This is a genomic window from Kribbella sp. NPDC049584 (assembly GCF_040675555.1).
GTDB lineage: Bacteria > Actinomycetota > Actinomycetes > Propionibacteriales > Kribbellaceae > Kribbella.
Genome location: NZ_JBFAPF010000011.1, coordinates 182,857 through 203,348 on the forward strand (window position 1 = coordinate 182,857; position 20,492 = coordinate 203,348).

At 68.2% G+C, this 20,492-nt stretch carries 20 protein-coding genes and 1 pseudogene; 11 read left to right on the forward strand and 10 right to left on the reverse strand.

From position 1 onward, the window contains the following. Nucleotides 1–6: 6 nt before the first annotated feature. From AB0J62_RS31790 to AB0J62_RS31810, 5 genes are read right to left on the reverse strand one after another with little or no spacing between them, the layout of a single operon-like run. The gene (locus tag AB0J62_RS31790; RefSeq protein WP_363878839.1) at nucleotides 7–1,302 is read right to left on the reverse strand and encodes a hypothetical protein; all 1,296 of its coding nucleotides are present in this window, start codon (nucleotides 1,300–1,302) and stop codon (nucleotides 7–9) included. Further along, nucleotides 1,299–3,071 (reverse strand): ABC transporter permease subunit, encoded by a 1,773-nt coding sequence (locus tag AB0J62_RS31795; RefSeq protein WP_363878842.1) that lies wholly within the window; start codon nucleotides 3,069–3,071, stop codon nucleotides 1,299–1,301. Before AB0J62_RS31795 ends, AB0J62_RS31790 begins: the two co-directional genes overlap by 4 nt. Then, nucleotides 3,071–4,321, reverse strand: coding sequence for an ABC transporter substrate-binding protein (locus tag AB0J62_RS31800; RefSeq protein WP_363878845.1), 1,251 nt, complete (start codon nucleotides 4,319–4,321; stop codon nucleotides 3,071–3,073). Before AB0J62_RS31800 ends, AB0J62_RS31795 begins: the two co-directional genes overlap by 1 nt. Beyond that, nucleotides 4,311–4,862 carry a hypothetical protein gene (locus AB0J62_RS31805; RefSeq protein ID WP_363878848.1) on the reverse strand — a complete coding sequence of 184 codons (552 nt, stop codon included), beginning with the start codon at nucleotides 4,860–4,862 and terminating at the stop codon, nucleotides 4,311–4,313. The genes AB0J62_RS31800 and AB0J62_RS31805 overlap by 11 nt, the downstream gene beginning before the upstream one ends. Before the next feature lie 53 nt (nucleotides 4,863–4,915). Further along, entirely contained in the window at nucleotides 4,916–5,611 is a 696-nt protein-coding gene (locus AB0J62_RS31810; protein WP_363878851.1) for a methyltransferase domain-containing protein, read from the reverse strand. A gap of 62 nt (nucleotides 5,612–5,673) precedes the next feature. Between AB0J62_RS31810 and AB0J62_RS31815 the strand changes: the two genes are divergently transcribed. Next, nucleotides 5,674–6,543, forward strand: a complete 870-nt coding sequence (locus AB0J62_RS31815) for a GNAT family N-acetyltransferase (protein WP_363879247.1) — start codon at nucleotides 5,674–5,676, stop codon at nucleotides 6,541–6,543. Here the strand turns inward: AB0J62_RS31815 and AB0J62_RS31820 are convergent. Then, the gene (locus AB0J62_RS31820) at nucleotides 6,514–7,713 is read right to left on the reverse strand and encodes an MFS transporter (protein WP_363878854.1); all 1,200 of its coding nucleotides are present in this window, start codon (nucleotides 7,711–7,713) and stop codon (nucleotides 6,514–6,516) included. The two genes, AB0J62_RS31815 and AB0J62_RS31820, sit on opposite strands and share 30 nt — an antisense overlap. 84 nt (nucleotides 7,714–7,797) lie before the next feature. On the opposite strand from AB0J62_RS31820, the gene AB0J62_RS31825 reads away from it, so the two are divergent. Both AB0J62_RS31825 and AB0J62_RS31830 read left to right on the forward strand, forming a co-directional pair. Further along, nucleotides 7,798–9,225 (forward strand): family 20 glycosylhydrolase, encoded by a 1,428-nt coding sequence (locus AB0J62_RS31825; protein WP_363878857.1) that lies wholly within the window; start codon nucleotides 7,798–7,800, stop codon nucleotides 9,223–9,225. 103 nt (nucleotides 9,226–9,328) lie between these two features. Then, nucleotides 9,329–10,771, forward strand: coding sequence for a wax ester/triacylglycerol synthase family O-acyltransferase (locus AB0J62_RS31830; RefSeq protein WP_363878860.1), 1,443 nt, complete (start codon nucleotides 9,329–9,331; stop codon nucleotides 10,769–10,771). On the opposite strand, the gene AB0J62_RS31835 is transcribed toward AB0J62_RS31830, so the two are convergent. The 3 genes from AB0J62_RS31835 to AB0J62_RS31845 are packed head-to-tail and all read right to left on the reverse strand — an operon-like array spanning nucleotide 10,768 to nucleotide 12,283. Next, nucleotides 10,768–11,253 carry an SRPBCC domain-containing protein gene (locus tag AB0J62_RS31835; protein WP_363878863.1) on the reverse strand — a complete coding sequence of 162 codons (486 nt, stop codon included), beginning with the start codon at nucleotides 11,251–11,253 and terminating at the stop codon, nucleotides 10,768–10,770. The genes AB0J62_RS31830 and AB0J62_RS31835 overlap by 4 nt on opposite strands. Continuing rightward, nucleotides 11,234–11,590: a helix-turn-helix domain-containing protein gene (locus tag AB0J62_RS31840; protein ID WP_363878866.1), complete on the reverse strand. Its 357-nt coding sequence runs from the start codon at nucleotides 11,588–11,590 to the stop codon at nucleotides 11,234–11,236. Before AB0J62_RS31840 ends, AB0J62_RS31835 begins: the two co-directional genes overlap by 20 nt. Before the next feature lie 60 nt (nucleotides 11,591–11,650). Beyond that, entirely contained in the window at nucleotides 11,651–12,283 is a 633-nt protein-coding gene (locus AB0J62_RS31845) for a VOC family protein (RefSeq protein ID WP_363878869.1), read from the reverse strand. Between the two features lie 64 nt (nucleotides 12,284–12,347). Here AB0J62_RS31845 and AB0J62_RS31850 point away from each other — a divergent pair, with 64 nt between their 5' ends. Beyond that, complete coding sequence (locus tag AB0J62_RS31850) at nucleotides 12,348–13,346, forward strand: NAD-dependent epimerase/dehydratase family protein (RefSeq protein WP_363878872.1); 999 nt, start codon at nucleotides 12,348–12,350, stop codon at nucleotides 13,344–13,346. On the opposite strand, the gene AB0J62_RS31855 is transcribed toward AB0J62_RS31850, so the two are convergent. Beyond that, nucleotides 13,295–14,035, reverse strand: a complete 741-nt coding sequence (locus AB0J62_RS31855) for a hypothetical protein (RefSeq protein ID WP_363878876.1) — start codon at nucleotides 14,033–14,035, stop codon at nucleotides 13,295–13,297. The genes AB0J62_RS31850 and AB0J62_RS31855 overlap by 52 nt on opposite strands. An 86-nt stretch (nucleotides 14,036–14,121) precedes the next feature. Here AB0J62_RS31855 and AB0J62_RS31860 point away from each other — a divergent pair, with 86 nt between their 5' ends. The 7 genes and pseudogenes from AB0J62_RS31860 to AB0J62_RS31890 all read left to right on the forward strand — a co-directional run. Further along, on the forward strand, nucleotides 14,122–15,054 hold the full coding sequence (locus AB0J62_RS31860; protein ID WP_363878879.1) for a Ppx/GppA phosphatase family protein: 933 nt from the start codon (nucleotides 14,122–14,124) through the stop codon (nucleotides 15,052–15,054). Between the two features lie 4 nt (nucleotides 15,055–15,058). Further along, nucleotides 15,059–15,913 (forward strand): sugar phosphate isomerase/epimerase family protein, encoded by an 855-nt coding sequence (locus AB0J62_RS31865; RefSeq protein ID WP_363878882.1) that lies wholly within the window; start codon nucleotides 15,059–15,061, stop codon nucleotides 15,911–15,913. Further along, a complete protein-coding gene (locus AB0J62_RS31870) occupies nucleotides 15,910–16,500 on the forward strand; it encodes a TetR family transcriptional regulator (RefSeq protein WP_363878885.1) in 591 nt (196 codons plus the stop codon). Before AB0J62_RS31865 ends, AB0J62_RS31870 begins: the two co-directional genes overlap by 4 nt. Continuing rightward, nucleotides 16,500–17,069, forward strand: a complete 570-nt coding sequence (locus AB0J62_RS31875; protein WP_363878888.1) for an HDIG domain-containing metalloprotein — start codon at nucleotides 16,500–16,502, stop codon at nucleotides 17,067–17,069. The genes AB0J62_RS31870 and AB0J62_RS31875 overlap by 1 nt, the downstream gene beginning before the upstream one ends. Nucleotides 17,070–17,118: 49 nt before the next feature. Then, nucleotides 17,119–17,841 (forward strand): ABC transporter ATP-binding protein, encoded by a 723-nt coding sequence (locus AB0J62_RS31880; protein ID WP_363878891.1) that lies wholly within the window; start codon nucleotides 17,119–17,121, stop codon nucleotides 17,839–17,841. Then, nucleotides 17,838–18,575: an ABC transporter permease gene (locus AB0J62_RS31885; RefSeq protein ID WP_363878894.1), complete on the forward strand. Its 738-nt coding sequence runs from the start codon at nucleotides 17,838–17,840 to the stop codon at nucleotides 18,573–18,575. The genes AB0J62_RS31880 and AB0J62_RS31885 overlap by 4 nt, the downstream gene beginning before the upstream one ends. 739 nt (nucleotides 18,576–19,314) lie before the next feature. Beyond that, nucleotides 19,315–20,492 (forward strand): annotated as a pseudogene (locus AB0J62_RS31890) (hypothetical protein); the annotation flags it as partial.

Here is a 20,492-nt window from a genome sequence, read left to right on the forward strand (position 1 = left end):
ACCAACCTAAACGGGCCGTCCGACAAATCCCTTCAACGACCTGAGAAGCCGCCTCAACCGGTTGGCCGTACGGCGGGGCGCATCGTCGGCGACGACCGGCACGCCGGAGGTCTGCCGCGCCGCGTCGAGGTACTTGACGAGGATCTCGCTCTCGGTTCTCCGCAGCATCGCGCTCTGCTCGAGAAGTTCGACCGCGGCGGCCATGCGGCCGGCGACGACCTCCGCGGAGCCGAGGTGTTGCAGGCAGCGGGCGTGGCCTTCGCGTTCGTCGATCTCGGCGTACAGGTGGGCGGCATGGTCCCAGCGGCTGACCGCCTCGTGCGGATTGCGTTGCATCCACGCGGCCACGCCCATGAGCTCGAGTGCGTGCGCCTGGCCACTCAGATCGCCCGCGGCTGTTGCTCGGGCGACGGCCGGTCGCAAGTGGTCCAGCGCACCCTCGGCGTCCTGCTGGTACAAGTGTACGACGGCGAGATTGACGGCGATCGCGATATCGGCCGCAAGGTCCGGACCGGGCCGCTTGAGCCGTGCCTCGTCCAGCCGCTCGCGGGCGTTCAACACGGCTTCGTCGCGGTCGTTCCCGGCCGGTGAGCGGTCCGCGCGGGCGAGGGACAGCAGTGCTCGTTCGACCTGCCGTCGCGTGGTCATAGCGGCCGCAGTCCGGGTGTGGGTGGCGATGTTGTCGGAGATTCCCAGCCGGGTGCTGGCCGTGTCCAGGTCACCCAGCATCCGGTACGCCGTCGCCGCGCGCGCCGCCGCGAGTTCGGCGAGATCGCGGCGACCGCACACCTCGGCCGCGGCACTCAACAGGTCGCTGAGCTGGAGCAGCGCATCCGGATCGGCGCGTCGTACGTACCAGGCCTCGAGGGCGTCGCAGATGCGGGCGAAGTCGTCGATGGTGTCGACGTGCGGCTTCTCGGCCATCAGCAGTTCGCGGAGCCACTCCTCGTTCAGGGCGTACCACTCGGCGGCCGCCATACCGCCGGCGTGGGAGCCCAGCGCGATCATCCACTGCTCGGCCTCCTCGGCGGTCGTATGCAGTTCAGGAGCGCTCTCGCCGCTGTGCTGCCAGGAACGCCGGATCGCCGGGCCGTACTGGATGATCGTGATGGCGCCGAGCAACACGGTCACGCCAAGGCCGACCCACTGCACCCAGCCGCCGCTGTCGAGGCTCTGGTTGAGCATCTCCGATGCGAGCCCGGTGAGCAGCGCGGACGCCACAGTGCCGATGACAAAGCGGAAGCCGCGCGTCTGGTACGGCGACTCCTGTCTCTCCGGCGCCTTCTCCTCCGGCTCGCTCATGGCCGGCTGCCTGTCGTCAGCCCGCGCACCACGGTCCGCCAGAACGACAACATCAGGACTACGGGCACGATCGACGCGACAACCGCAGCTGCCGCGACCGGTCCGCTCGATGCGGAGAACTGTCGAGCCTCACCCCACAGCACGAGCGACAACGGCGTCGTACCGGGGCCACTGATCAGGAATCCGACGATGAAGTCGTTCCACACCAGTGCGAACTCCAGCACCGCGACAGCGATCAGCGCGGGACGGTAGGTCCGCTGCACAGTCGCCAGTACGGCGCTCTGCCGGACCGGGCCCTGTAACGCCTCGGACACCAACGCAGGTGGGGCAGACGCGAAGGCGGACCGCAGCAACAGCACAGCAAAGGGGAGACCAGCAGCCGCATGGACGAGTGCCAGTGCGATCCGGGAACCGGCCAGTCCGGCTGCGTCGATCGCGTCGCGCAGCGGAGCGGCGTACATCTGCACCGGTGTGACTGCGAGTACGACGAACACTGCCATCACGGTCCGGCCGACGCGCATCGGCAGACCACCCCACGCGACCAGATAGGCCGTCGGTACGGCGATCACGAGCAGCACGGCGGTGGCGGCGCTCGCGATGATCAGGGTGGACAGGAGGGCCCGGAACAATCCCACATTCGCCGCTGCAGCGAAGGATGAGAACCCGAGTCCCGACGCCGACCACCAGCCACGCACACCGGCCTCCGCGGGGGAGTGCAACGCAGTGATAACGAGTACTACGGCCGGGAAGATCCACACCAGCGCTACTGCGAGTCCGATGAGCCAGCCGAACCGACGGACGGATCGTCGAGGCTTCGGTCGCCCCAGCGACGGGTCCGGAGGTACGACGGTCACCGGCATCGCCCACCGCCGCCGGCGCAATCCCCGTACGCCGATCAGCCCTACCGCAGCGACGATCGCGAACAGCACGACGCCGAGCGCCGCCGTACGTCCTGTGTCGTCACCACTGGTCGTCGCTCGCCACCAGTTCAGCCCGAGCACATCGGCGGACCGCTGCATCGACCCTGGTACGACGATCAATATGAGATCGAAGACCCGCACTGCAGCGATGACCACCGTCAGCGTGACCACACCGGTGATCGGCCGCAGCAACGGAATCTCGAGCGCACGCAGCCGACGCCAGCCCCGAACGCCTTCTGCCGTGAGGGTTCTGGTCACATCGTCGGGGATCGCGTCCAGACCGGCGCGGAAGAGCGACACGACGTACCCCAGCCAGGTCCAGCCGAACGCGGACACCAGCACGAGCCAGAACAGACCAGGCCCGAGCCACACCGGGCTCGTCCCGAACAACCGCGTCCAGACAGCCGTGACTGTCCCACGCTCGGGTGTCGGGTCGAAGAGCAACCGGAACGTTGCGCCGGACACCAGCACCGACACTGCGAACGGAATGACCAGTGCGGGCTGCAGAAACGTTGTCACCGCGGGCAGTCGATAACTCAACAGGGCAAGGAAGAACCCGATCACCACGATCCCGAAGGCAACCAGCACCCAGAGTAGACTGTTGCCGACGGCACGCAATGCGCCCGGGTCGGTCATCACCGCGAAGTTGCCGAACCCGAAACCGCCCGGCGTCCGGAACGCTGCTACTACCGTCACTCCGATCGGCACCAGCAGTAGACAGCTGAGCAGCAATGCGGGTAGCCCCAGCAGATACGGTCCGGCCGGTCGGCGTGGTTTGCCGGGGACCGGGCGGCCGGAGATCTCCCGGCCGACGATCTCGAGGGACAAGCCGTTGGTCTGCAGCCCCATCAGCTCTCCTCCACCGTGCGCAGCTCGTCGATCGCGTCGTCCACGGCCCCTGGTACGACGGCGGCGCCGCGCCCGCCGACCTGGACCAGGAAGTCGGTCAGCACGCGCCAGAGCCCGTTGATGTCGCCGAGCCGACCGAGCTGGTCGGACAGGTCGAACTGGAGTTGCTCACCGGGCTTGGTCAGCTGCATGGCAAGTCGAGCGAGCTCGGGCGTGTATCCAGAGACGCGTCCGTCGACCAGGAAGCCACCCTCCTTGATCCACGGGTCAGCAGCGGCCGGCGCGGACAAGCGGCGTACCAGATCGCGGGCGTCGTCCCTGGTCGGCTTCGGTAGCACCATCACGTCGCCGCCGACCACCACAGGTGCAGCAACTCCCGGACTCATCGGGGGGAACGTGAAGAGACCGATGTCATCCGGGTCTGCGGCAAACGAGCGGACGACCGGCTCGGCGAAGTCGGATGCCAGCACCATGGCGGCTCTGCGATGGCCGAACACCTCGATCAAAGCATCCGGGAACTGCTGGACGAGCGACTCCTTCACTCCGCCCGCCAGTGCTCCAGGCGCCGACCACATGGTCCCCAGCAGCCGTAGTGCCGCACTGAACTGTGGCTGCTGTGACGGGCGTGGATCGGTCGCCGCTGCGAGACCTATGTAGACGCTGGGCGCGATACCGAGCAGCACGTTCTCCAGGAAGTCGGTGAGCACCCAGCCGTCACCCGCGGCAAGCGACAGTGGGGTGATGCCCGCCTGTGTCAGCGTCCGGTTCAGCGTGAGCCACTCCGACCACAACCGAGGCGGTTGTACGCCGACCTGCTCGAACACCGAGGGCCGATACCAAACCGCCGACTTGTGCGCGGTCTTGAACGGGACGCCGTACGTCGTGCCGTTGTGCGTGAGGAGCTCATTCCACAGTCGGGCTCGCCCGAGCGGGGCGAGGTCGTCGGGCATCGGCTCGAGGTCGTCGAGATGACGTGGGACCAGTCCGGGCTGCGGGAGCATGACGATGTCCGGACGTCGCGTGGAGCGTGCACCGAACGCAGTGGAGATGTCGTCGCCGAGCGGTACGACTTCTACCGGGTACTCGAGCGTTCCCAGACCATCGAGGACCTTGTGGAACGCGCGCAACTCCTGCCCACTCCAACTGACCGCCACCCGGACCGCGCGCCGCAGTCCCAGCACGTCACTCGAACACCCGGTCAGCAGGAGGGCTCCTGCGGCGCCGAGGAACGCTCTGCGGCTACTCGGCATCGTCAAACCCGGTAGTGCGTGTCGTGCTGGTCGTGATGAGCAGCAGTGCGACCGAGGCGAGGTCAGGGTTTGGACGGATCGACAGGAGCGATCCCCAGGTAGGCAGGCCGGTCGCGTCCTCCAGCACGATCGCTCGTGGGTACGCGCCGAGTGCCCGGGCCACGCCGGCCAGCCGACGACGCCCTGGGGTGATCTCGTGCGGGTAGCGATCCTGGACGTCCTCGAGGCCACAACCGATGACCTTGACCAGGCTCTCGTCCCGCGCAGCCTGTGTCGTCACCTGATTCGTGGTGCGATGGCCGTGCATCACGTTGCCGAGCACAGTCAGGTGGGGGAGCAGTCCGCCTTCAGCGGGTACCAACCGGACCGTTCCGCCCTTCAGCACGACCGCACCGGGCGACGGGTCCTCCAGCCCGGTCAGTACGTCGGCCAGCCGGCGACGATCGGCGGCCTGCGGTACGACGACCGCGCGCTGCTCACCGACATCGATCCGGAGCCGCTCCGGCAGCCCCGGAACGCGTTCGAGCAGCAGGCCATCCATCCCGTCAACCCTATGAGTACTGAGGGTCGATCCGCAGGCCACAGAGAGTGTCGTCAGAAGCTCTTGCTCCACAGGTTGACGGCATAGTCGACCTCGGCGCCGACATGCGAGGCAATGATCCGCTCCGCGTCCTTCGGCGTGAACTCGATCTTCACCACCGCCTCGAAGTCGGCCCGGCTCTCGAACCGCCAGCCCATGTCCAACGGTGTCCGGTGCCAGCCGCGGTCGGTCCAGAACCGCTCCACCTCGGCCGGTTTGATCATCGGGTACGACGCGCTGAACCAGCCGCCGAACGTCGACCGGCTGCCGTCGTTGTCGATCACGAACGCGGTCCCGCCGTGGCGCATCACCCGGTCCAGTTCGGCCAGCCCCGGCTCACAGCCCGGCCCGAAGAAGTACGCCCAGCGCGCATGCATCACGTCGATCGACGAATCCGCCACCGGCAGGCGCTGCGCCGTACCCTGCCGTACTTCGACGTTCGGCAATGCCTGCGTACGGCGACGGGCGGCGTCGGCCAGCGCGCCGTGCGGCTCCACGCCGATCACTCGCCCGGCGGTCGCGGCGAACTTCGGCAGGTGGAACCCGGTACCGCAGCCGATGTCGAGGACCGTCGCGCCGGTCCAGTCCCGGATGGCCCGCATCGCCGGCTCGATCACGCCGTCCGGGTCCACTGCCCGGTTCTCGATCTCGTACACCTTCGGGTGGTGCCAGATGTTGGGACTCGGGATCCCGCCCTCCGCGATGCTCACGACGTTCGAGCCTAATGCAGTTGAGTCGGCCTCCCGGCACTGCGATGCTGCGCTGCGTGCAGATGACCGAGTACGCCGGCCCTGACGGCCTGAGTGACATGCAGGAGCTCGTCCGGCGGACCTGGAGTCCGGCGTCCCGGCTGCACCTCGGCGACGTCGCCTGGGAGCGCAGCGTGAACGCCCGCCGCTCGTCGGCAGATTGGCGTACGGCGGTTTGGCGCGACGGCGACGACGTCGTGGCCTGGGGATGGCTGGAGCAGCCGGGCCATCTGCTGATGACCGTCGACCCGGACCGGCCGGAGCTGGCCGCCACAGTCGTCGAGTGGTTCCAGGCGACAGCAGACGGCCCGCGATTGGCTGCCGGCGTACTGGAGACCGAGAAGCACCTGCTGGCTGCACTGGAGTCGGCCGGCTTCCGGCGTGACGACAGCGCGCCGTACTTCACGCACCACTGGATTTCGCTGGACGCACTGGCCGAACCAGTGGTGCCCGATGGGCTGACCCTGCGCCACGTGCGGCAGGACGAGGTGGCGAAGCGGGGTGCCGCACACCGCGCGGCCTGGTCCGACTTGGGACCGTCGAAGGTGACCGACGACGACATCGCGCAGGTGATGTCGACCTGGCCCTACCGACCCGAGCTGGACTGGGTCGTGGAGAACGAGGCGGGGGAGTTCGTCGCCTCGGCATTGATCTGGCTGGACGAGCAGCACCAGGTCGGCTTGGTCGAGCCCGTCGGGTGCGCTCCGGCGTACCGGCGGCGTGGACTCGGCGCGGCAGTCAACCTCGCCGCACTGCGTGCGCTGCGAGAAGCAGGTGGCACCAAAGCGGTCGTCTGTCCGCGAGGGGATGACGGGTACCCGCAGGCGCGGGCGCTGTATCAGAGCATCGGCTTTCGGTCGGGTTCACGCACGCTGCATCTGCTGTTTGGTTAGGGCGGCAGTCAGGGCGGCCGGGATCAGGAGCAGCCCGCAGAAGACCGCCAGCCAATGGAAGCCGAGGTAGGCGAGGACCGGGCCGGCAGCTGTGCCCGAAAGGGAAGCCAGGACGCCCATGGTCAGATCGGACAGGCCCTGAGCCGAGGTGCGGATGCCGTCCGGTACGGACCGGGACAGCAGGGTCGATCCGGCGACCAGACAGGCGGACCAGCCCAGCCCCAGAGTGAAGAGCGCGAGTCCGGTCAGCGCATGGGCGTCATCCGGTGCTAGAGCAGCCAGAGTCATTGCGATCGCGAGTACGCCGAGGCCGATGCCGATCGTGGGGATGCGGCCCAGCCGGTCGGCCAGCCAGCCGGTCAACGGGGACAGTGCGTACATGCCGGCGACATGTCCGCTGATAACGAAGCCGACGATGGTCAGGGACGCGCCGTGGTGTCGCAGGTGTACCGACGTCATCGACATGACCCCGACCATCACCGCATGTGCAGTCGCGATGGCCAGCAGTCCCAGGCGTGCATGCGGAATCGCGATCACCTGCCGGAAGGTCACGGCCAGCGGCTGGCGCTTCACCCTCGTTGGCCTCGCCTGGCTCCGCATGCCCACCCAGACGGTGGCCGCACTAAGTCCGAAAGCAACGACCGAGAAGACATACGGCCCGGCCAGCGCCAGGATGCCGAGCGACGATCCGACCGAACCGCCGACGCCGGTCAGGTTCGGTCCGACGATCACGCCGATCGTCGTGGCCCACACGACCAGCCCGAGCGAGCGGGCGACGCGACTGGGTTCGGCGGCGTCCGTGGCGGCGTACCGCGACTGCAGGTTGGAGGCGGAGCCGCTGCCGAAGAGGCACCCGGCCGCGAGCAGCAGAGCCAACGATCCGATCTGTGCCGCCAGAATCGTCAGCGCGGCTCCGACGAACGCGATCAGGTAGCCGAGGCTCAGCGAAACCCGTCGGCCGTGGGAGCGGGCCAGCCCTGCCAGCGGTACGGCGAGTGCGGCGGCGCCCAGCGTGGTCGAGGTGGCTACCAGACCGGCCAGCGACGTCGAGCCGGACACGTTTTCGGCCAGGAGAGCGGCTACCGCGAAGCCGCTGGCGGTGGCGACTCCGCCGAGTGCGTTACTGGCGACCAGCACGCGTAGGGTCGTCCGCTGCTGCTCGCTGGTCACGGGCAAACCCTCTCATGAAACCTGACAGAGAGCTGCTTATAGGATCGTCCTGACATAAATCGACCCAGGCTGCTTGGAGTCCGGATGTCCGACATCGCGATCGTCCCTGCCCCGCGAGAACTCACCGTCGACGAGGGCCGGTGGATCACCGACGATCCGGTCGGCGACGCCGTCCGGGACGTGGTCGACAACCTCGACGCGAACGAGTACCGCATCGACATCAGCGCCGACGGCGCCCGGCTGACGGCCGGTTCCGAGGACGCGCTCCGGCACGCGGAGACGACGTACGGCCAGCTGGTCGAGGCCGCCGAGCCGGCCGAGGACGGCAAGGTCGCCGTGCCGCTGGCCCGGATCGCCGACGCGCCGCGGTTCGCCTGGCGCGGGATGATGCTCGACGTCGCCCGGCACTTCATGCCGAAGGAGTTCGTTCTCAAGATCATCGACGTCCTCGCGCTGCACCGGCTGAACGTGCTGCACTTCCACCTCACCGACGACCAGGGGTGGCGGGTCGAGATCGAGGCATACCCGAAGCTCACCGAGATCGGCGCGTGGCGGGCCGAGACGATGGTCGGCAAGATGACCCGCGGCCAGACGGAGTTCGAGTACGACGGCCGGCGGCACGGCGGGTTCTACACCAAGGCGGACCTCCGCGAGATCGTCGCGTACGCCGCCGAGCGCGGGATCACCGTCGTGCCGGAGATCGATCTGCCGGGGCACATGCAGGCCGCGATCACGGCGTACCCGGAGCTGGGGAACCACCCGGACCAGCAGTTGACCGTCCGCCAGTACTGGGGCATCAGCGAGGACGTGCTGAACGTCAACGACGCGACGGTCGAGTTCGTGAAGACCGTGCTTCGTGAGGTGCTCGACATCTTCCCGTCGCCGTACATCCACCTCGGTGGCGACGAGTGCCCGTCGGTGCAGTGGGCCGAGTCGGAGGCGGCGCAGAAGCGGCAGGCCGAGCTGGGGCTGGACGAGCCCGGCCAGCTGCAGGGCTGGTTCACCGCGCAGGTCGCGGAGGTGCTGGCCGAGCAGGGTCGCCGGCTGGTCGGCTGGGACGAGATGGTCGAGACCGACTGCCCGAAGGACGCGGTCATCATGGCGTGGCGGAGTGCCGAGCGCGGCGTGGTCGCGGCGAAGGCCGGCCACGAGGTCGTGATGGCGCCGTGCGAGTCGGTGTACTTCGACTACTACCAGGGCGACCCGGCCACCGAACCGCTTGCCATCGGCAACTTCATCCCGCTGGAGAAGGTGTACGACTTCGAGGTGATCCCGGAGTCGCTGACCGACGAGGAGAAGGCGCTGATCGTCGGCACCCAGTGCCAGATCTGGACCGAGTACATGGAGGGTCCGGAGCAGGTCGGTTACATGCTGCTACCGCGGCTGTCCGCGTTCGCCGAGCGCGCCTGGGGCTCGGAGAAGGTCTCGTACGACGAGTTCCTCGGCCGGCTGCGCCCGCACCTGGCCCGGATCGAGAAGATCGGCGTGAACTACCGCCCCCTCGATAGCTGAGGGGATAACTAAATCTCCGTTATCCCTGTTAGCAGGGGTAGACGACCCGGCCACCTCTGGCGAACGATGAAGCGTCAGAGGGCCGGTCGGGAGCGGAGGGACCATGACCGCGGTGGGGCCGCTGGACGCGATGTTCTTGGGTGGCGAGACCCGGGAGCAGCCGATGCACGTCGGTGGGCTGATGCTGTTCGAGCTCCCGGAGGGGGCGGGGCGCGATCATGTTTTCCCCGAGAGCTCGCGGGATTTCGTGTCGCGGCTGTACCACGAGATGCTCGCTGCGCCGTCGGTCAATCCGTTGTTCGAACGGCGGGTGCGGAACCGGCCGCAGGACCTCGGCTACTGGTCCTGGGAGCAGGATCCGGACATCGACCTCGAGTACCACGTCCGGCTGTCCGCGCTACCTCGCCCGGGGCGCTACCGGGAACTGTTCGAACTCACCAGCCGCCTGCACGGCACGCTCCTGGACCGTCACCGCCCGCTGTGGGAGATGCACCTCATCGAGGGCGTCGAGGGACGGCGCTTCGCCCTCTACAGCAAGATCCACCACTCGCTGATCGACGGCGTCACGGCACTGCGCTGGACGCAGGACACGCTGACGACCGACCCCACCAGAACAAACATGCCCGCGACCTACGCCCTAGTAGGTCGCGGGGGAGATGCGGGTGGGATGCCGGCTGCGGCGGAGCTGCTCGCGGCCGTCGGCCGGGTTCCCGTGCGTACCCTCGGGTCCGCGGCGCACGCGGTCGGCGGCGCAGGCCGCCTGCTCGTGGGCCTTGCGGGGCTGACGCCGGTCGGGCTAAAGGAGCTCCTGCAGTCGACGATGCCGTTTCAGGCACCGAAGACGATCTTGAATCAGGCGGTGACCGGGGCTCGGCGGTTCGCGGCGCAGTCCTGGCCCCTCGAGCGATTGGAGAAGGTCCGGGCGATCACCGGCGCGACGCTGAACGACGTCCTGCTCGCGATGTGTTCAGGGGCCTTGCGCAACTATTTGCTCGAGCAGAATGCCCTTCCGGACAAGACGTTGACGGCCATGGTCCCGGTCTCCTTGCGGGATCGCGACGGTGATTCCCATGGCGCACCGGGCGGCGGCAACTCGCTCACCACGTTGATCGCCGACCTCGCCACGGACGAGAAAGATCCCGAACGGCGCATCCGCCGCATCATGGCATCGACCGCGCACGGCAAGGGCGTGCTGTCCGGGCTCAGCCCGCTGCAGAACCTGATCGTCGGCGCGCTCGGCTTCGGCGTGGCCGGCCCGGCCGCAGTTCTCCCGGGCGTCGCGGGCCGCACGACGCCGCCGTACAACGTGGTGATCTCGAACGTCCCGGGGCCCACGGAGAGTCCGCTGTACTGGAACCGCTCGCGGCTGCTCGGCATGTACCCGGCGAGCATCGTGCTCAACGGCCAGGCGCTGAACATCAGCGTCACCAGCTACGACCACCAGCTCCACTTCGGCCTGATCGGCGACCGCCGGACCGTCCCACACCTGCAACGCATGCTCGGCCACCTCGAGACCTCACTGGCGGACCTCGAGAGCATCCACTAGGCGGCGAGCAGAGCGTCGATCTGCGACATCGCCTGCTCCATGCCGATGTCCATCTGGATGCCGAGCAGTTGATCCATCTGCTCGCGGGTGTCGAACGACGCACGCAGCTCCATCCGGGTGCCGCCGTCGTGCGCCGTCAGCTCCAGATGCGCGACGTACGGCGGGAGCGCGTCGTCGATCTCCCCGTCGGCGTTCGCGAACGAGTCGACGAACTCGAGCGACTTCGGCGGATCCACTGCGATGAATCGCCACAGCCCGTGGAACTTCTCGCCTTCCGGGCTGGTCATGTAGTAGAACACCCGGCCGCCAGGCGTCAGGTCGTGATCGACCATCGTGGCCGGATGCGTCGGCGGCCCCCACCACCGCTCGAGCTTGCGCGGGTCGGCCCACAGGCCCCAGACCTTGTCGGTGGATGCCTCGAAGTCCGCTACCAGCGTCAGCGTCAACGCCTTGAAATCCTTGTTAATGCTGGTCACGCTCATGTGTTCCATCTCCTTCGTCTTCGGCCAAGATGTCGGACATCCGCTCGATCCGTCCGCGCCAGGTCGCCTCGAGCTGGTCCAGCGCCTCCCGGGCCCGCCGTACGGCGTCGATCTCGCTGCGCACCAGCTGCTCCCTCCCGCGGCGTTCCTTGCTCACCAGACCGGCCCGTTCCAGGACGGCGACGTGCTTCTGCACCGCGGCGAAACTCATCGGATACACGTCGGCCAATCGGGACACCGACGCTGCCTCGCTCAGGCACCGCCGCACGATGTCGCGCCGCGTCGAATCCGCCAGCGCGTGCAGCAACCGATCTTTCAGAACCTCATCTACAACCATTTGGTTGTACGTTATGCCGAAGAAAACCCCCGGTCAAGAGCAACCGGGGGCGAAGAGCAGCTACAGCCGGACGATGCCGTTCGGGGTGTCGAAGACAGCGGCGTTGAGGCCGGGCTGGCCGTTGGGGCCGACCCAGGCGACGTCGAGGTCGTTCAGCAGGTGATCGGCCGGATGGCCGATCCAGTCGGTGACCCGGACCGGGTCGCCGGCGATCTCGAGGGCGGTCAGCTTGACGCCCTTGCCGCCGACCGACGGGTGCTCGCCGAGGTCGTCCCAGTGGATGAAGAACGGCAGCTGCGGGTCGGCGATCAGACCCTTCACGCCGATCTGCCGCCAGGTCAGGTTGACCCCGTCGGGCCGGTGCCGGTTGCCCGGGACCGCCTGCCGGCCGAGGCGCTGCTCCATCCGCTCCATGTCGCGGACGGCAACCACCCAGCCCAGCCAGCCGCCGCCGAGCTCCTTGCGGGCACGCACCGCTTGACCGAACGGAGCCTTGTCGGAGGCCGGGTGGTCCAGGACGTCGACCACCTCGATGTAGCGGTCGTTCTCCAACGGGAGGATGTGGTTCACCGTGCCGAAGCGCGGGTGCACCCCACCGTCGACGAACTCCGCTCCGAGCAGCGTGGACAACCGCTCGACGGTCGCACGGCACCCCTCGGGCCCGCACGCGTACGACAGATGATCCAGACGCATGCCAGTCATTGTTGCGTCCCCCACCGACATTCGTCGTACCGGGTGTGTCGTTAGGCTCTATTGCATGCGTACGGTCGTCATCGGAGGCACTGGTCATATCGGCACGTATCTGGTCCCGGCGCTGGTCCGCCTCGGTCATCAGGTCACGGTGCTCAGTCGCGGCGAACGGACGCCGTACCAGTCGGACGGAGCGTGGCAGCGGGTCGAGCTGATCGAGGTCGACCGGGAGGCCGAGGATGCTGCCGGGACGTTCGGGCAGCGGGTCGCCGAGCTGAACCCGGACATCGGGATCGACCTGATCTGCTTCACCGAGGACAGCGCGCGGCAACTCGCCGAGGCGGTGCAAGGACGGATCCAGCATCTCCTGCACTGCGGCACGATCTGGGTGCACGGACCGAGCGTGATCGTCCCGACCCGCGAGGACACGCCGCGCAGGCCGTTCGGCGAGTACGGCGTCCAGAAGGCGGCGATCGAGGCGTACCTGCTCGGCAAGGCGCGCCGCGACGGACTGCCGGTGACGATCGTCCACCCCGGTCACATCTGCGGACCCGGATGGACGCCGGTCAACCCAGCCGGCAACTTCGATCTCGGCGTCTTCGACAAGCTTGCCCAAGGCGACGGTGTGCTGCTGCCGAACTTCGGCCTCGAGACGCTCAACCCGGTGCACGCGGCGGATGTGGCAGGCGTCTTCCTGGCCGCGATCGCGAACCGTTCGACGGCGCTCGGCGAGAGCTTCCACGCGGTCGCCAGCGATGCGGTGACGCTGCGCGAGGTACGCCGAGAGCGTGGCCGGCTGGTTCGGTCAGGAAGCCGGCCTGACCTTCGCGTCCTGGGACGAATGGCGGCAGACCGTTTCCGACCAGGACGCCGGGGCTACGCGGGACCACATCCAGCACAGCCCCAACTGCTCGATGGACAAGGCGGCCCGCCTGCTCGGCTTCCGGCCGCGCTACTCCGCTGTCGAGGCCGCCCTGGACGCGATCGGGTGGCTCGTCGACAACGGCAAGATCACTACTTAGACGCCGGGTGGGGCAGCAACGGTCGTGCTGCCTCCAGGTGCTGACGGCACAGCTCGGCGAGAACGTCGTACGCCTTGGGGCCCATCAGGGTCTGCAGCTCGACCTTGCTCGACTCGAAGACCGCCTCGACGTTGATGTGCGCCTCGGTGTTTCCGGTGCAGTACCAGTCGAGGTCGTGCCCGCCCGGGCCCCAGCCGCGCCGGTCGTACTCAGCGATGCCGACCTCGGTGTACGTCGTACCGTCGGGTCGCTCGACCTCGCGGAAGGTCCGCCGGATCGGCAGCTGCCAGCACACGTCGGGCTTGGTCTCGACGAAGTGGATGTCTCGTTTGAGCGCCAGCCCGTGCAGGGCACAGCCCGCGCCGCCTTCGAAACCCGGACGGTTCAGGAAGATGCAGGCGCCCTCCCAGACCCGGGTCTTGCGCTCACCCTCGTCGTCGGTCTCGACCCAGCCGTTGGCCCGGCCTTCCTTACGGAACTGCCAGTCCTCCTTGGTGAGCTCCTTGGCCCACTTCTTTACCCGCTTCTCGTCGTCGGCGTCGGAGAAGTGCGCGCCGAGCGTGCAGCAGCCGTCGTTCGGCCGGCCCTTGTAGATCCCCTGGCAGCCACCGCCGAAGATGCAGGTCCAGTTGGACGTCAGCCAGGTCAGGTCGCAGCGGAAGACCTGGTCGGAGTCGTCGGGGTCGATGAACTCGACCCAGGCGCGGGGGAAATCGAGAGAAACCTCAGGCACTCAGAAAGCGTACGCGCCTTCACCCCCCAAGCGTGAACCCCGACTCCCGACCCGCCGTTACCCGACCCGTCCAGTAGCGTGGGGGAATGCGGCTCGGCGTACTAGACGTGGGATCAAACACCGTCCACCTGCTCGTGGTGGACGCACATCGCGGTGCCGCGCCGCTTCCGGCGTACTCGCACAAGACCGAGCTGCGGCTGGCCGAGCACCTCGACAAGGACGGCAAGATCGACCAGTCCGGGGCCGACGGGCTGATCGCCTTCACCAAGGAAGCGGTGGAGCTGGCCGAGGACAAGGGCTGCGAGTCGGTGCTCGCGTTCGCCACCTCCGCGCTGCGCGAGGCACCGAACGGCGAGAAGGTGCTCGCCCGGGTCCTGTCCGAGACCGGCGTGGACCTCGAGGTGCTGAGCGGCGACGACGAGGCCCGGCTGACGTTTCTGGCCGTACGGCGTTGGTTCGGCTGGTCCTCCGGCCGGCTGGCGGTGTTCGACATCGGCGGCGGGTCACTGGAGATCGCGGCCGGATCGGACGAGCAGCCGACCGTGGCGGTCTCGGTCCAGCTCGGCGCCGGCCGGTTGACCCGTGAGGACCTGACCACGGACCCGCCGGACAAGGAGCAGGTGCGCGCGCTGCGCCGGCGGATCCGGCTGGAGATGGCGGCGGTCGCAGGTCCGGTGCTTCGGGCCGGCAAGCCGCAGCGTTCGGTCGCCACCAGCAAGACGTTCCGCTCGCTGGCCCGGATCGCCGGAGCCGCCCCGTCGGCCGACGGACCGTACGTGCCGCGCACGCTCAACCGCGACGACCTGAGCGAGTGGATCCCGAAGCTGACCAAGATGTCGGCCGCCGAGCGGGCTGCGCTGCCCGGGGTGTCGGCCGGTCGCTCGTCGCAGCTGGTCGCCGGTGCGTTGGTCGCGGACGCCGTGATGGATCTGTTCGACCTGCCCGCGCTCGAGGTCTGCCCGTGGGCACTCCGCGAAGGCGTCATCTTGTCCCGGCTCGACCAGCTGCAACCCCGGTGAACCGATGAACCCCCGCACAACCGCGAAGATCGGTCTGTCCACAGCCTCCGTCTACCCCGAGTCGACCGCGAGCGGGTTCGAGCTCGCCGCCCGGCTCGGGTACGACGGTGTCGAGGTGATGATCGGGATCGATCCGCTGAGCACCCAGATCGACGCGATCAAGCGACTCGTCGACTATCACCAGCTCCCCGTGCTCGCGCTGCACGCGCCGACGTTGCTGATCATGCAGCGGGTCTGGGGGACCGACCCGTGGAGCAAGCTCGAGCGCAGCGCCGAGGCCGCGCAGGAGCTCGGCGCGGACGTGGTCGTCGTCCATCCGCCGTTCCGCTGGCAGCGGGACTACGCGCGCGGGTTCGTCGAGGGGATCGCCCGGCTGGAGGCCGAAACCGGCGTGACGCTCGCGGTCGAGAACATGTACCCGTGGCGTGCACCGGGGCGCGACCTGCAGGCGTACGCGCCGAGCTGGGACCCGACCGAGCAGACGTACGCGCACACCACCCTCGACCTGTCGCACGCGTCGACGGCCGAGCAGGACTGCGTCGAGCTCGCCGCGACGATGGGCAAGAGCCTCACCCATGTCCACCTGACCGACGGCACGGGGTCGGCGAAGGACGAGCACCTGGTGCCGGGCCGCGGCACGCAGCGCGCCGCGGACCTGCTCGGCGCGCTGGCCAACCAGGACTTCCGCGGGCACATCATCATCGAGATCAACACCCGCCGCGCGACCAGTCGCTCCGAGCGCGAGGTCGACCTGGTCGAGTCGCTCGAGTTCACCCGCAAGCACTTCGTCCGCGGCACCTCCCGCCGTACGTCGTTCGCGGTCACCCCGGAAGGTGAGATCTCGGAGCTGACGCCGTGACCGCTTCCCGACGTACGCCGGGACGCCGCCCCGGCGGACCGGACACGCGGGGAGAGATCCTGCAAGCGGCCCGGGAATCCTTTGCGGACAAGGGGTTCTCGGCCACCTCGATCCGTGCGGTCGCGCGGCAGGCCGGGGTCGACGCGGCGTTGGTACACCACTACTTCGACAGCAAGGAAGAGCTGTTCATCGAGGCGATGGCGATCCCGGTCGACCCTCGCCAGATCGCCGCGACGATCGTCAGTGGACCGCGCGCGGAGACCGGCCGGCGGATCGCGACGGCGTTCCTCGGGGTCTGGGAGTCGCCTGAGGGCCAACAGCGGATGAAGGCGCTGTTCCGCAGTGTGGTCAGCAGCGACGAGGTGGCCCGGATGATGCGGGAGGGGATCAGTCAGATGATCATCCAGCCGGTCTCCCAGACGCTCGACGCGCCGGACGCGAAGCTGCGGGTCGGCATGGTCGCCACCCAGTTGGTCGGGGTCGCGATGGTCCGCTACCTGGTCGGGCTCGAGCCGGTCGCATCAATCGACGTGGAAACGCTGATCGATCGACTGGCGCCCGTCATCCAGCAGCAGCTGACCGGCTGATGCAGATCCCGACCGACGCCGAGATCCGCGCGCTGCATCGGGCGTACGCGCCGACCCGGGACGCGTTCGAGATCGTCTTCGAGCACTGCCGGCTGGTGTGTTCGCTCACCGAGCAGTTCTTCGCCGGACGTGACGTGGACACCGATCTGGTGCGAGCGGGTGCGCTGCTGCATGACATCGGGGTCTACCGGCTCGAGTCGTCGCCTTATGTCCGGCACGGGGTCCTCGGCCACGAACTCCTTGCATCGTTGGGTTTTCCGGTCGAGATCCGCCGGTTCGCTTCGTGCCACACCGGAGTCGGGATCACGCGGGACGACGTGGTGCGCCAGGCGCTGCCGATCCCTGTCGACGACTACCTGCCGCGGACGCCCGAGGAGGAGCTGGTCCTCTACGCGGACAAGTTCCACAGCAAGCGGAACCCGCCGGTGTTCATGACCGCTGACACGTACGCCGCCGAGGTCGCGCGGTTCGGGCCCGACAAGGTGCGGAGGTTCGCCGCGCTGCGCTCGACGTACGGCGAGCCCGAGTTGGGTGCGCTGAGCGCCGCCACCGGGTACGCCGTTATCTGACCCGGCACAGGCTGTTGCCAGGAGTCGATGTCCGCGCTAAATTCATCATATGATGAAAAACGCGGTGAGTTGCCGTGAGGTCGTCGTCGTACGCGGCGATCGCGAGGTGCTGCACGGGGTCGGGTTCGACCTCCGGACCGGATCGGTGACCGGGCTGCTCGGGCCCTCCGGCTGTGGCAAGACGACGCTGATCCGCGCGATCGTCGGCCTGCAGGCGAAGGTGACCGGCGATGTGTCCGTGCTCGGGCTGCCCGCGGGCGCGTCCAAGCTGCGCGGCCGGATCGGGTACGTGACTCAGGAGCCCAGTGTGTACGGCGATCTGACCGTCGCGGAGAACCTGCGCTTCTTCGCCGCGGTCCTCGGCGTCGCGTCGTCCGACGTGGAGCGGGTGATCGAGGCTGTCGACCTGACGAGTCACGCCGGCTCCCGCGTCGACAGGCTCTCCGGCGGCCAACGCTCCCGCGCCTCCCTGGCCGCCGCGCTCCTCGGCAGCCCCGAGCTCCTGGTGTTGGACGAACCAACGGTCGGTCTCGACCCGGTGCTGCGCCGTGATCTCTGGGAGTTGTTCCACAGGCTGGCCGATGACGGCGCGACGCTGCTGGTCTCGAGTCATGTGATGGATGAGGCCTCGCGCTGCGACCGGCTCCTGTTGATGCGCGACGGCGAGTTGCTCGCCGACGACACCCCCGACAACCTGCTCGCCTCCGCCGGTACGGCGGATATCGAGCAGGCGTTCCTCACCCTGATCGACCGGAAGGCAGGTGCGCGATGACTCCGCGGGTGACATTCGCGGTTGCGGCTCGGGTGCTCGCCCAGTTGCGGCGGGACCACCGGACGGTGGCGATGCTGATCGTGCTGCCGGCCTTGCTGGTCAGCCTGATGTGGTGGATGTTCCATGACTCGCCGGGGACGTTCGACCGGATCGGCGGACCGCTGCTCGCGGTGTTCCCGGCGATCATCATGTTCGTCGTCACGTCTGTCGCGACGCTGCGGGAGCGGTCGAGCGGCACGTTGTCCCGGCTGTTCACGATGCCGATGGCGAAGCTCGACTTCCTGCTCGGGTACGCGCTCGCGTTCGCGCTGATCGCCGTCGTGCAAGCGCTCGTCGTGGTCTCGATCGCCTTGTATCTCCTGGATCTGAACATCCAGGGTGATGCGTGGCAGTTGGGCGTGGTCGCGGTCCTGGACGGCGTACTCGGTGCTGCGCTGGGGTTGTTCGCCAGCGCATTCGCGGCGACCGAGTTCCAGGCTGTCCAGATGATGCCGGCCGTGATGATCCCGCAGATCCTGCTGTGCGGGCTGCTCGTTCCGCGCGACCAGTTGCCCACGGTCCTGCACGCGGTCAGCGACGTACTGCCGCTGTCCTACGCGGTCGACGCCGTCATCGGAGTTGCCAACGGCAACGGCCTCGCCAGCGGAGCCGGCGGCGACGCTTTGGTCGTGGTCGCATTCGTCCTCGCAGCCCTCGGCCTGGGCGCCGCCACCCTCAAGCGCCGTACCGCTTGAGGGAAGAAATACAAGATCAAGAGAAGAAGAGATTTTGAGCGATGGCCGGTTTCGGCGCCCGAAGGAAGCAGAAGGAGGAAAGAGGGGGACTTTAGAGGTTGCGAGCCCAGGGCGGTCCGCCGGAAGTTTGTGGTCAGCCGCGGTGACCGCCCGCAAGTCTGCTGGGCTGCATAGTGGATCAGGACAGACGTCGAACCATCGTGGCCGAGGACTAGGAGTTGCGACGCAACGTGCCCGCCGGCCCTCGGCTTGTGCCGGCAGGCAGAGCACGAACGATCCGGCCGGCACGCGGAGATCTGCTCTGTCGTCAGTTCATGAAGGGCCGCAGTTCGCAGTGACCGCCCGCAAGTTTGCTGGGCTGCGTAGTCGGTCAGGACAGACGTCGAACCATCGTGGCCAAGGACTGGGAGTTGCGACGCAACGTGCCCGCCAGCCCTGGGCTTGTGCCGGCAGGCAGACCACGAACGATCCGGCCGGCACGCGGAGATCTGCTCCGTCGTCAGTTCATGAAGGGGCGCAGTTCGCGGTGAGGCGGCGCGGTGCCCTGCATGACGATGTCCTAGGCCCCCTGGTTATTAGGGGATGCTGCTGCGATCAGCCGATCCACGCAGAGGCTGCTGACTCGGCTGGAGGATCTGATCGCGACCTGGTAGAGCCGCACGCTTTCTCCTTGTAGGTAAGGGGTTTTGGCGGTCTGCCCGATTTGGCAGATCACCGGTAGGCAGATAGAATCGAACACATGTTCGAGACTGATCTGGGTGAGCTCTCGACGGCCGACCTGCTGGAGTCGGCCGCCGAGCATCGCGCGATGGCCAACCGGGCCGACGCGCGGCTGCTGCAGCACGCCCAGATCTACGCCGACCGCTTCCACCCCTCCACCTGTCGCGTCCGACCCGGGCGCCGCTCCGCCGACGGCCGGGAACGCGCCGTGGTGCTGGGCGGTGACGGCTGCCCGGAGATCGCCGAGTTCGCGATCGCCGAGTTCGGCGTCGTGCTCGGGATCTCCTCGATGGTGGCACGGCAATTCCTCGGCGAGGCGCTGGCATTGCGCCACCGCTTCCCGTTCACCTGGGCCCGCGTACTGGCCGGCGACGCCACCCCCTGGAAGGCCCGCCAACTCGCCACGGCCTGCCTGAAACTGTCCGAGGAAGCCGCCCGGTACGTCGACCAGCGCGTCGCACCCCTGATCGACTCCATCACCCCGTACCGGCTGGACAGGATCATCCGCGCCGCCAAATCCCACGCCGCCCCCGGCCTCGCCCGCAACGAAGCTGCCGAAGCAGCCCAAGAACGCGGCGTGTTCGTTGGCCGCAGCGACGACTACGGCAACAAGACCATCTACGCCAAGGCTCCGGCCGGCGCGGTCATCCGCCACGACGCCACCATCACCGCCATCGCCGAAGCCCTCAAAACCATCGGCGACACCCGCCACCTCCAACACCGCCGCGCCGACGCCCTCGGCATCATCGCCGACCCCCGCTTCACCCAAGAACTCCTCACCCAAGCCCGCAACCACCTCACCCCAGACACATCCATAAACACCGCCGCCTCACCCGCAGATACTTCGAGCCGGGCTTCATGCCCGGGCTGGCGTTCGGCGAAGCCGAGCTCCGAAGCCGCCCCTGCCCCGCACCCCGCAGCACTCGACCCGCAAACAGCCATCGGTACACGATCCGCAATCGCGGGCTCGACGTCACGTGCCAGCACGCGATCCGCAGCAGCAGACCCTCAGGCAGGCGTTGGCACGCGATCCGCAGTAGCGGGCTCGATGTCAGGTGCCAGCACGCGATCCGCCGGAGCAGACCCTCAGGCAGGCGTTGGTACGCGATCCGCAGTAGCGGGCTCGATGTCAGGTGCCAGCACGCGATCCGCCGGAGCAGACCCTCAGGCAGGCGTTGGTACGCGATCCGCAGTAGC

What these genes read in the sequence shown, in the direction of transcription:
- AB0J62_RS31835 (WP_363878863.1), bottom strand. Translation starts at nt 11,253, where the DNA reads ATGAGCGTGACCAGCATTAACAAGGATTTCAAGGCGTTGACGCTGACG.
- AB0J62_RS31805 (WP_363878848.1), bottom strand. Translation starts at nt 4,862, where the DNA reads ATGGATGGCCTGCTGCTCGAACGCGTTCCGGGGCTGCCGGAGCGGCTC.
- AB0J62_RS31790 (WP_363878839.1), bottom strand. Translation starts at nt 1,302, where the DNA reads ATGAGCGAGCCGGAGGAGAAGGCGCCGGAGAGACAGGAGTCGCCGTAC.
- AB0J62_RS31850 (WP_363878872.1), top strand. Translation starts at nt 12,348, where the DNA reads ATGCGTACGGTCGTCATCGGAGGCACTGGTCATATCGGCACGTATCTG.
- AB0J62_RS31815 (WP_363879247.1), top strand. Translation starts at nt 5,674, where the DNA reads ATGACCGAGTACGCCGGCCCTGACGGCCTGAGTGACATGCAGGAGCTC.
- AB0J62_RS31795 (WP_363878842.1), bottom strand. Translation starts at nt 3,071, where the DNA reads ATGGGGCTGCAGACCAACGGCTTGTCCCTCGAGATCGTCGGCCGGGAG.
- AB0J62_RS31845 (WP_363878869.1), bottom strand. Translation starts at nt 12,283, where the DNA reads ATGCGTCTGGATCATCTGTCGTACGCGTGCGGGCCCGAGGGGTGCCGT.
- AB0J62_RS31830 (WP_363878860.1), top strand. Translation starts at nt 9,329, where the DNA reads ATGACCGCGGTGGGGCCGCTGGACGCGATGTTCTTGGGTGGCGAGACC.
- AB0J62_RS31865 (WP_363878882.1), top strand. Translation starts at nt 15,059, where the DNA reads ATGAACCCCCGCACAACCGCGAAGATCGGTCTGTCCACAGCCTCCGTC.
- AB0J62_RS31875 (WP_363878888.1), top strand. Translation starts at nt 16,500, where the DNA reads ATGCAGATCCCGACCGACGCCGAGATCCGCGCGCTGCATCGGGCGTAC.
- AB0J62_RS31860 (WP_363878879.1), top strand. Translation starts at nt 14,122, where the DNA reads ATGCGGCTCGGCGTACTAGACGTGGGATCAAACACCGTCCACCTGCTC.
- AB0J62_RS31800 (WP_363878845.1), bottom strand. Translation starts at nt 4,321, where the DNA reads ATGCCGAGTAGCCGCAGAGCGTTCCTCGGCGCCGCAGGAGCCCTCCTG.
- AB0J62_RS31880 (WP_363878891.1), top strand. Translation starts at nt 17,119, where the DNA reads ATGATGAAAAACGCGGTGAGTTGCCGTGAGGTCGTCGTCGTACGCGGC.
- AB0J62_RS31840 (WP_363878866.1), bottom strand. Translation starts at nt 11,590, where the DNA reads ATGGTTGTAGATGAGGTTCTGAAAGATCGGTTGCTGCACGCGCTGGCG.
- AB0J62_RS31825 (WP_363878857.1), top strand. Translation starts at nt 7,798, where the DNA reads ATGTCCGACATCGCGATCGTCCCTGCCCCGCGAGAACTCACCGTCGAC.
- AB0J62_RS31885 (WP_363878894.1), top strand. Translation starts at nt 17,838, where the DNA reads ATGACTCCGCGGGTGACATTCGCGGTTGCGGCTCGGGTGCTCGCCCAG.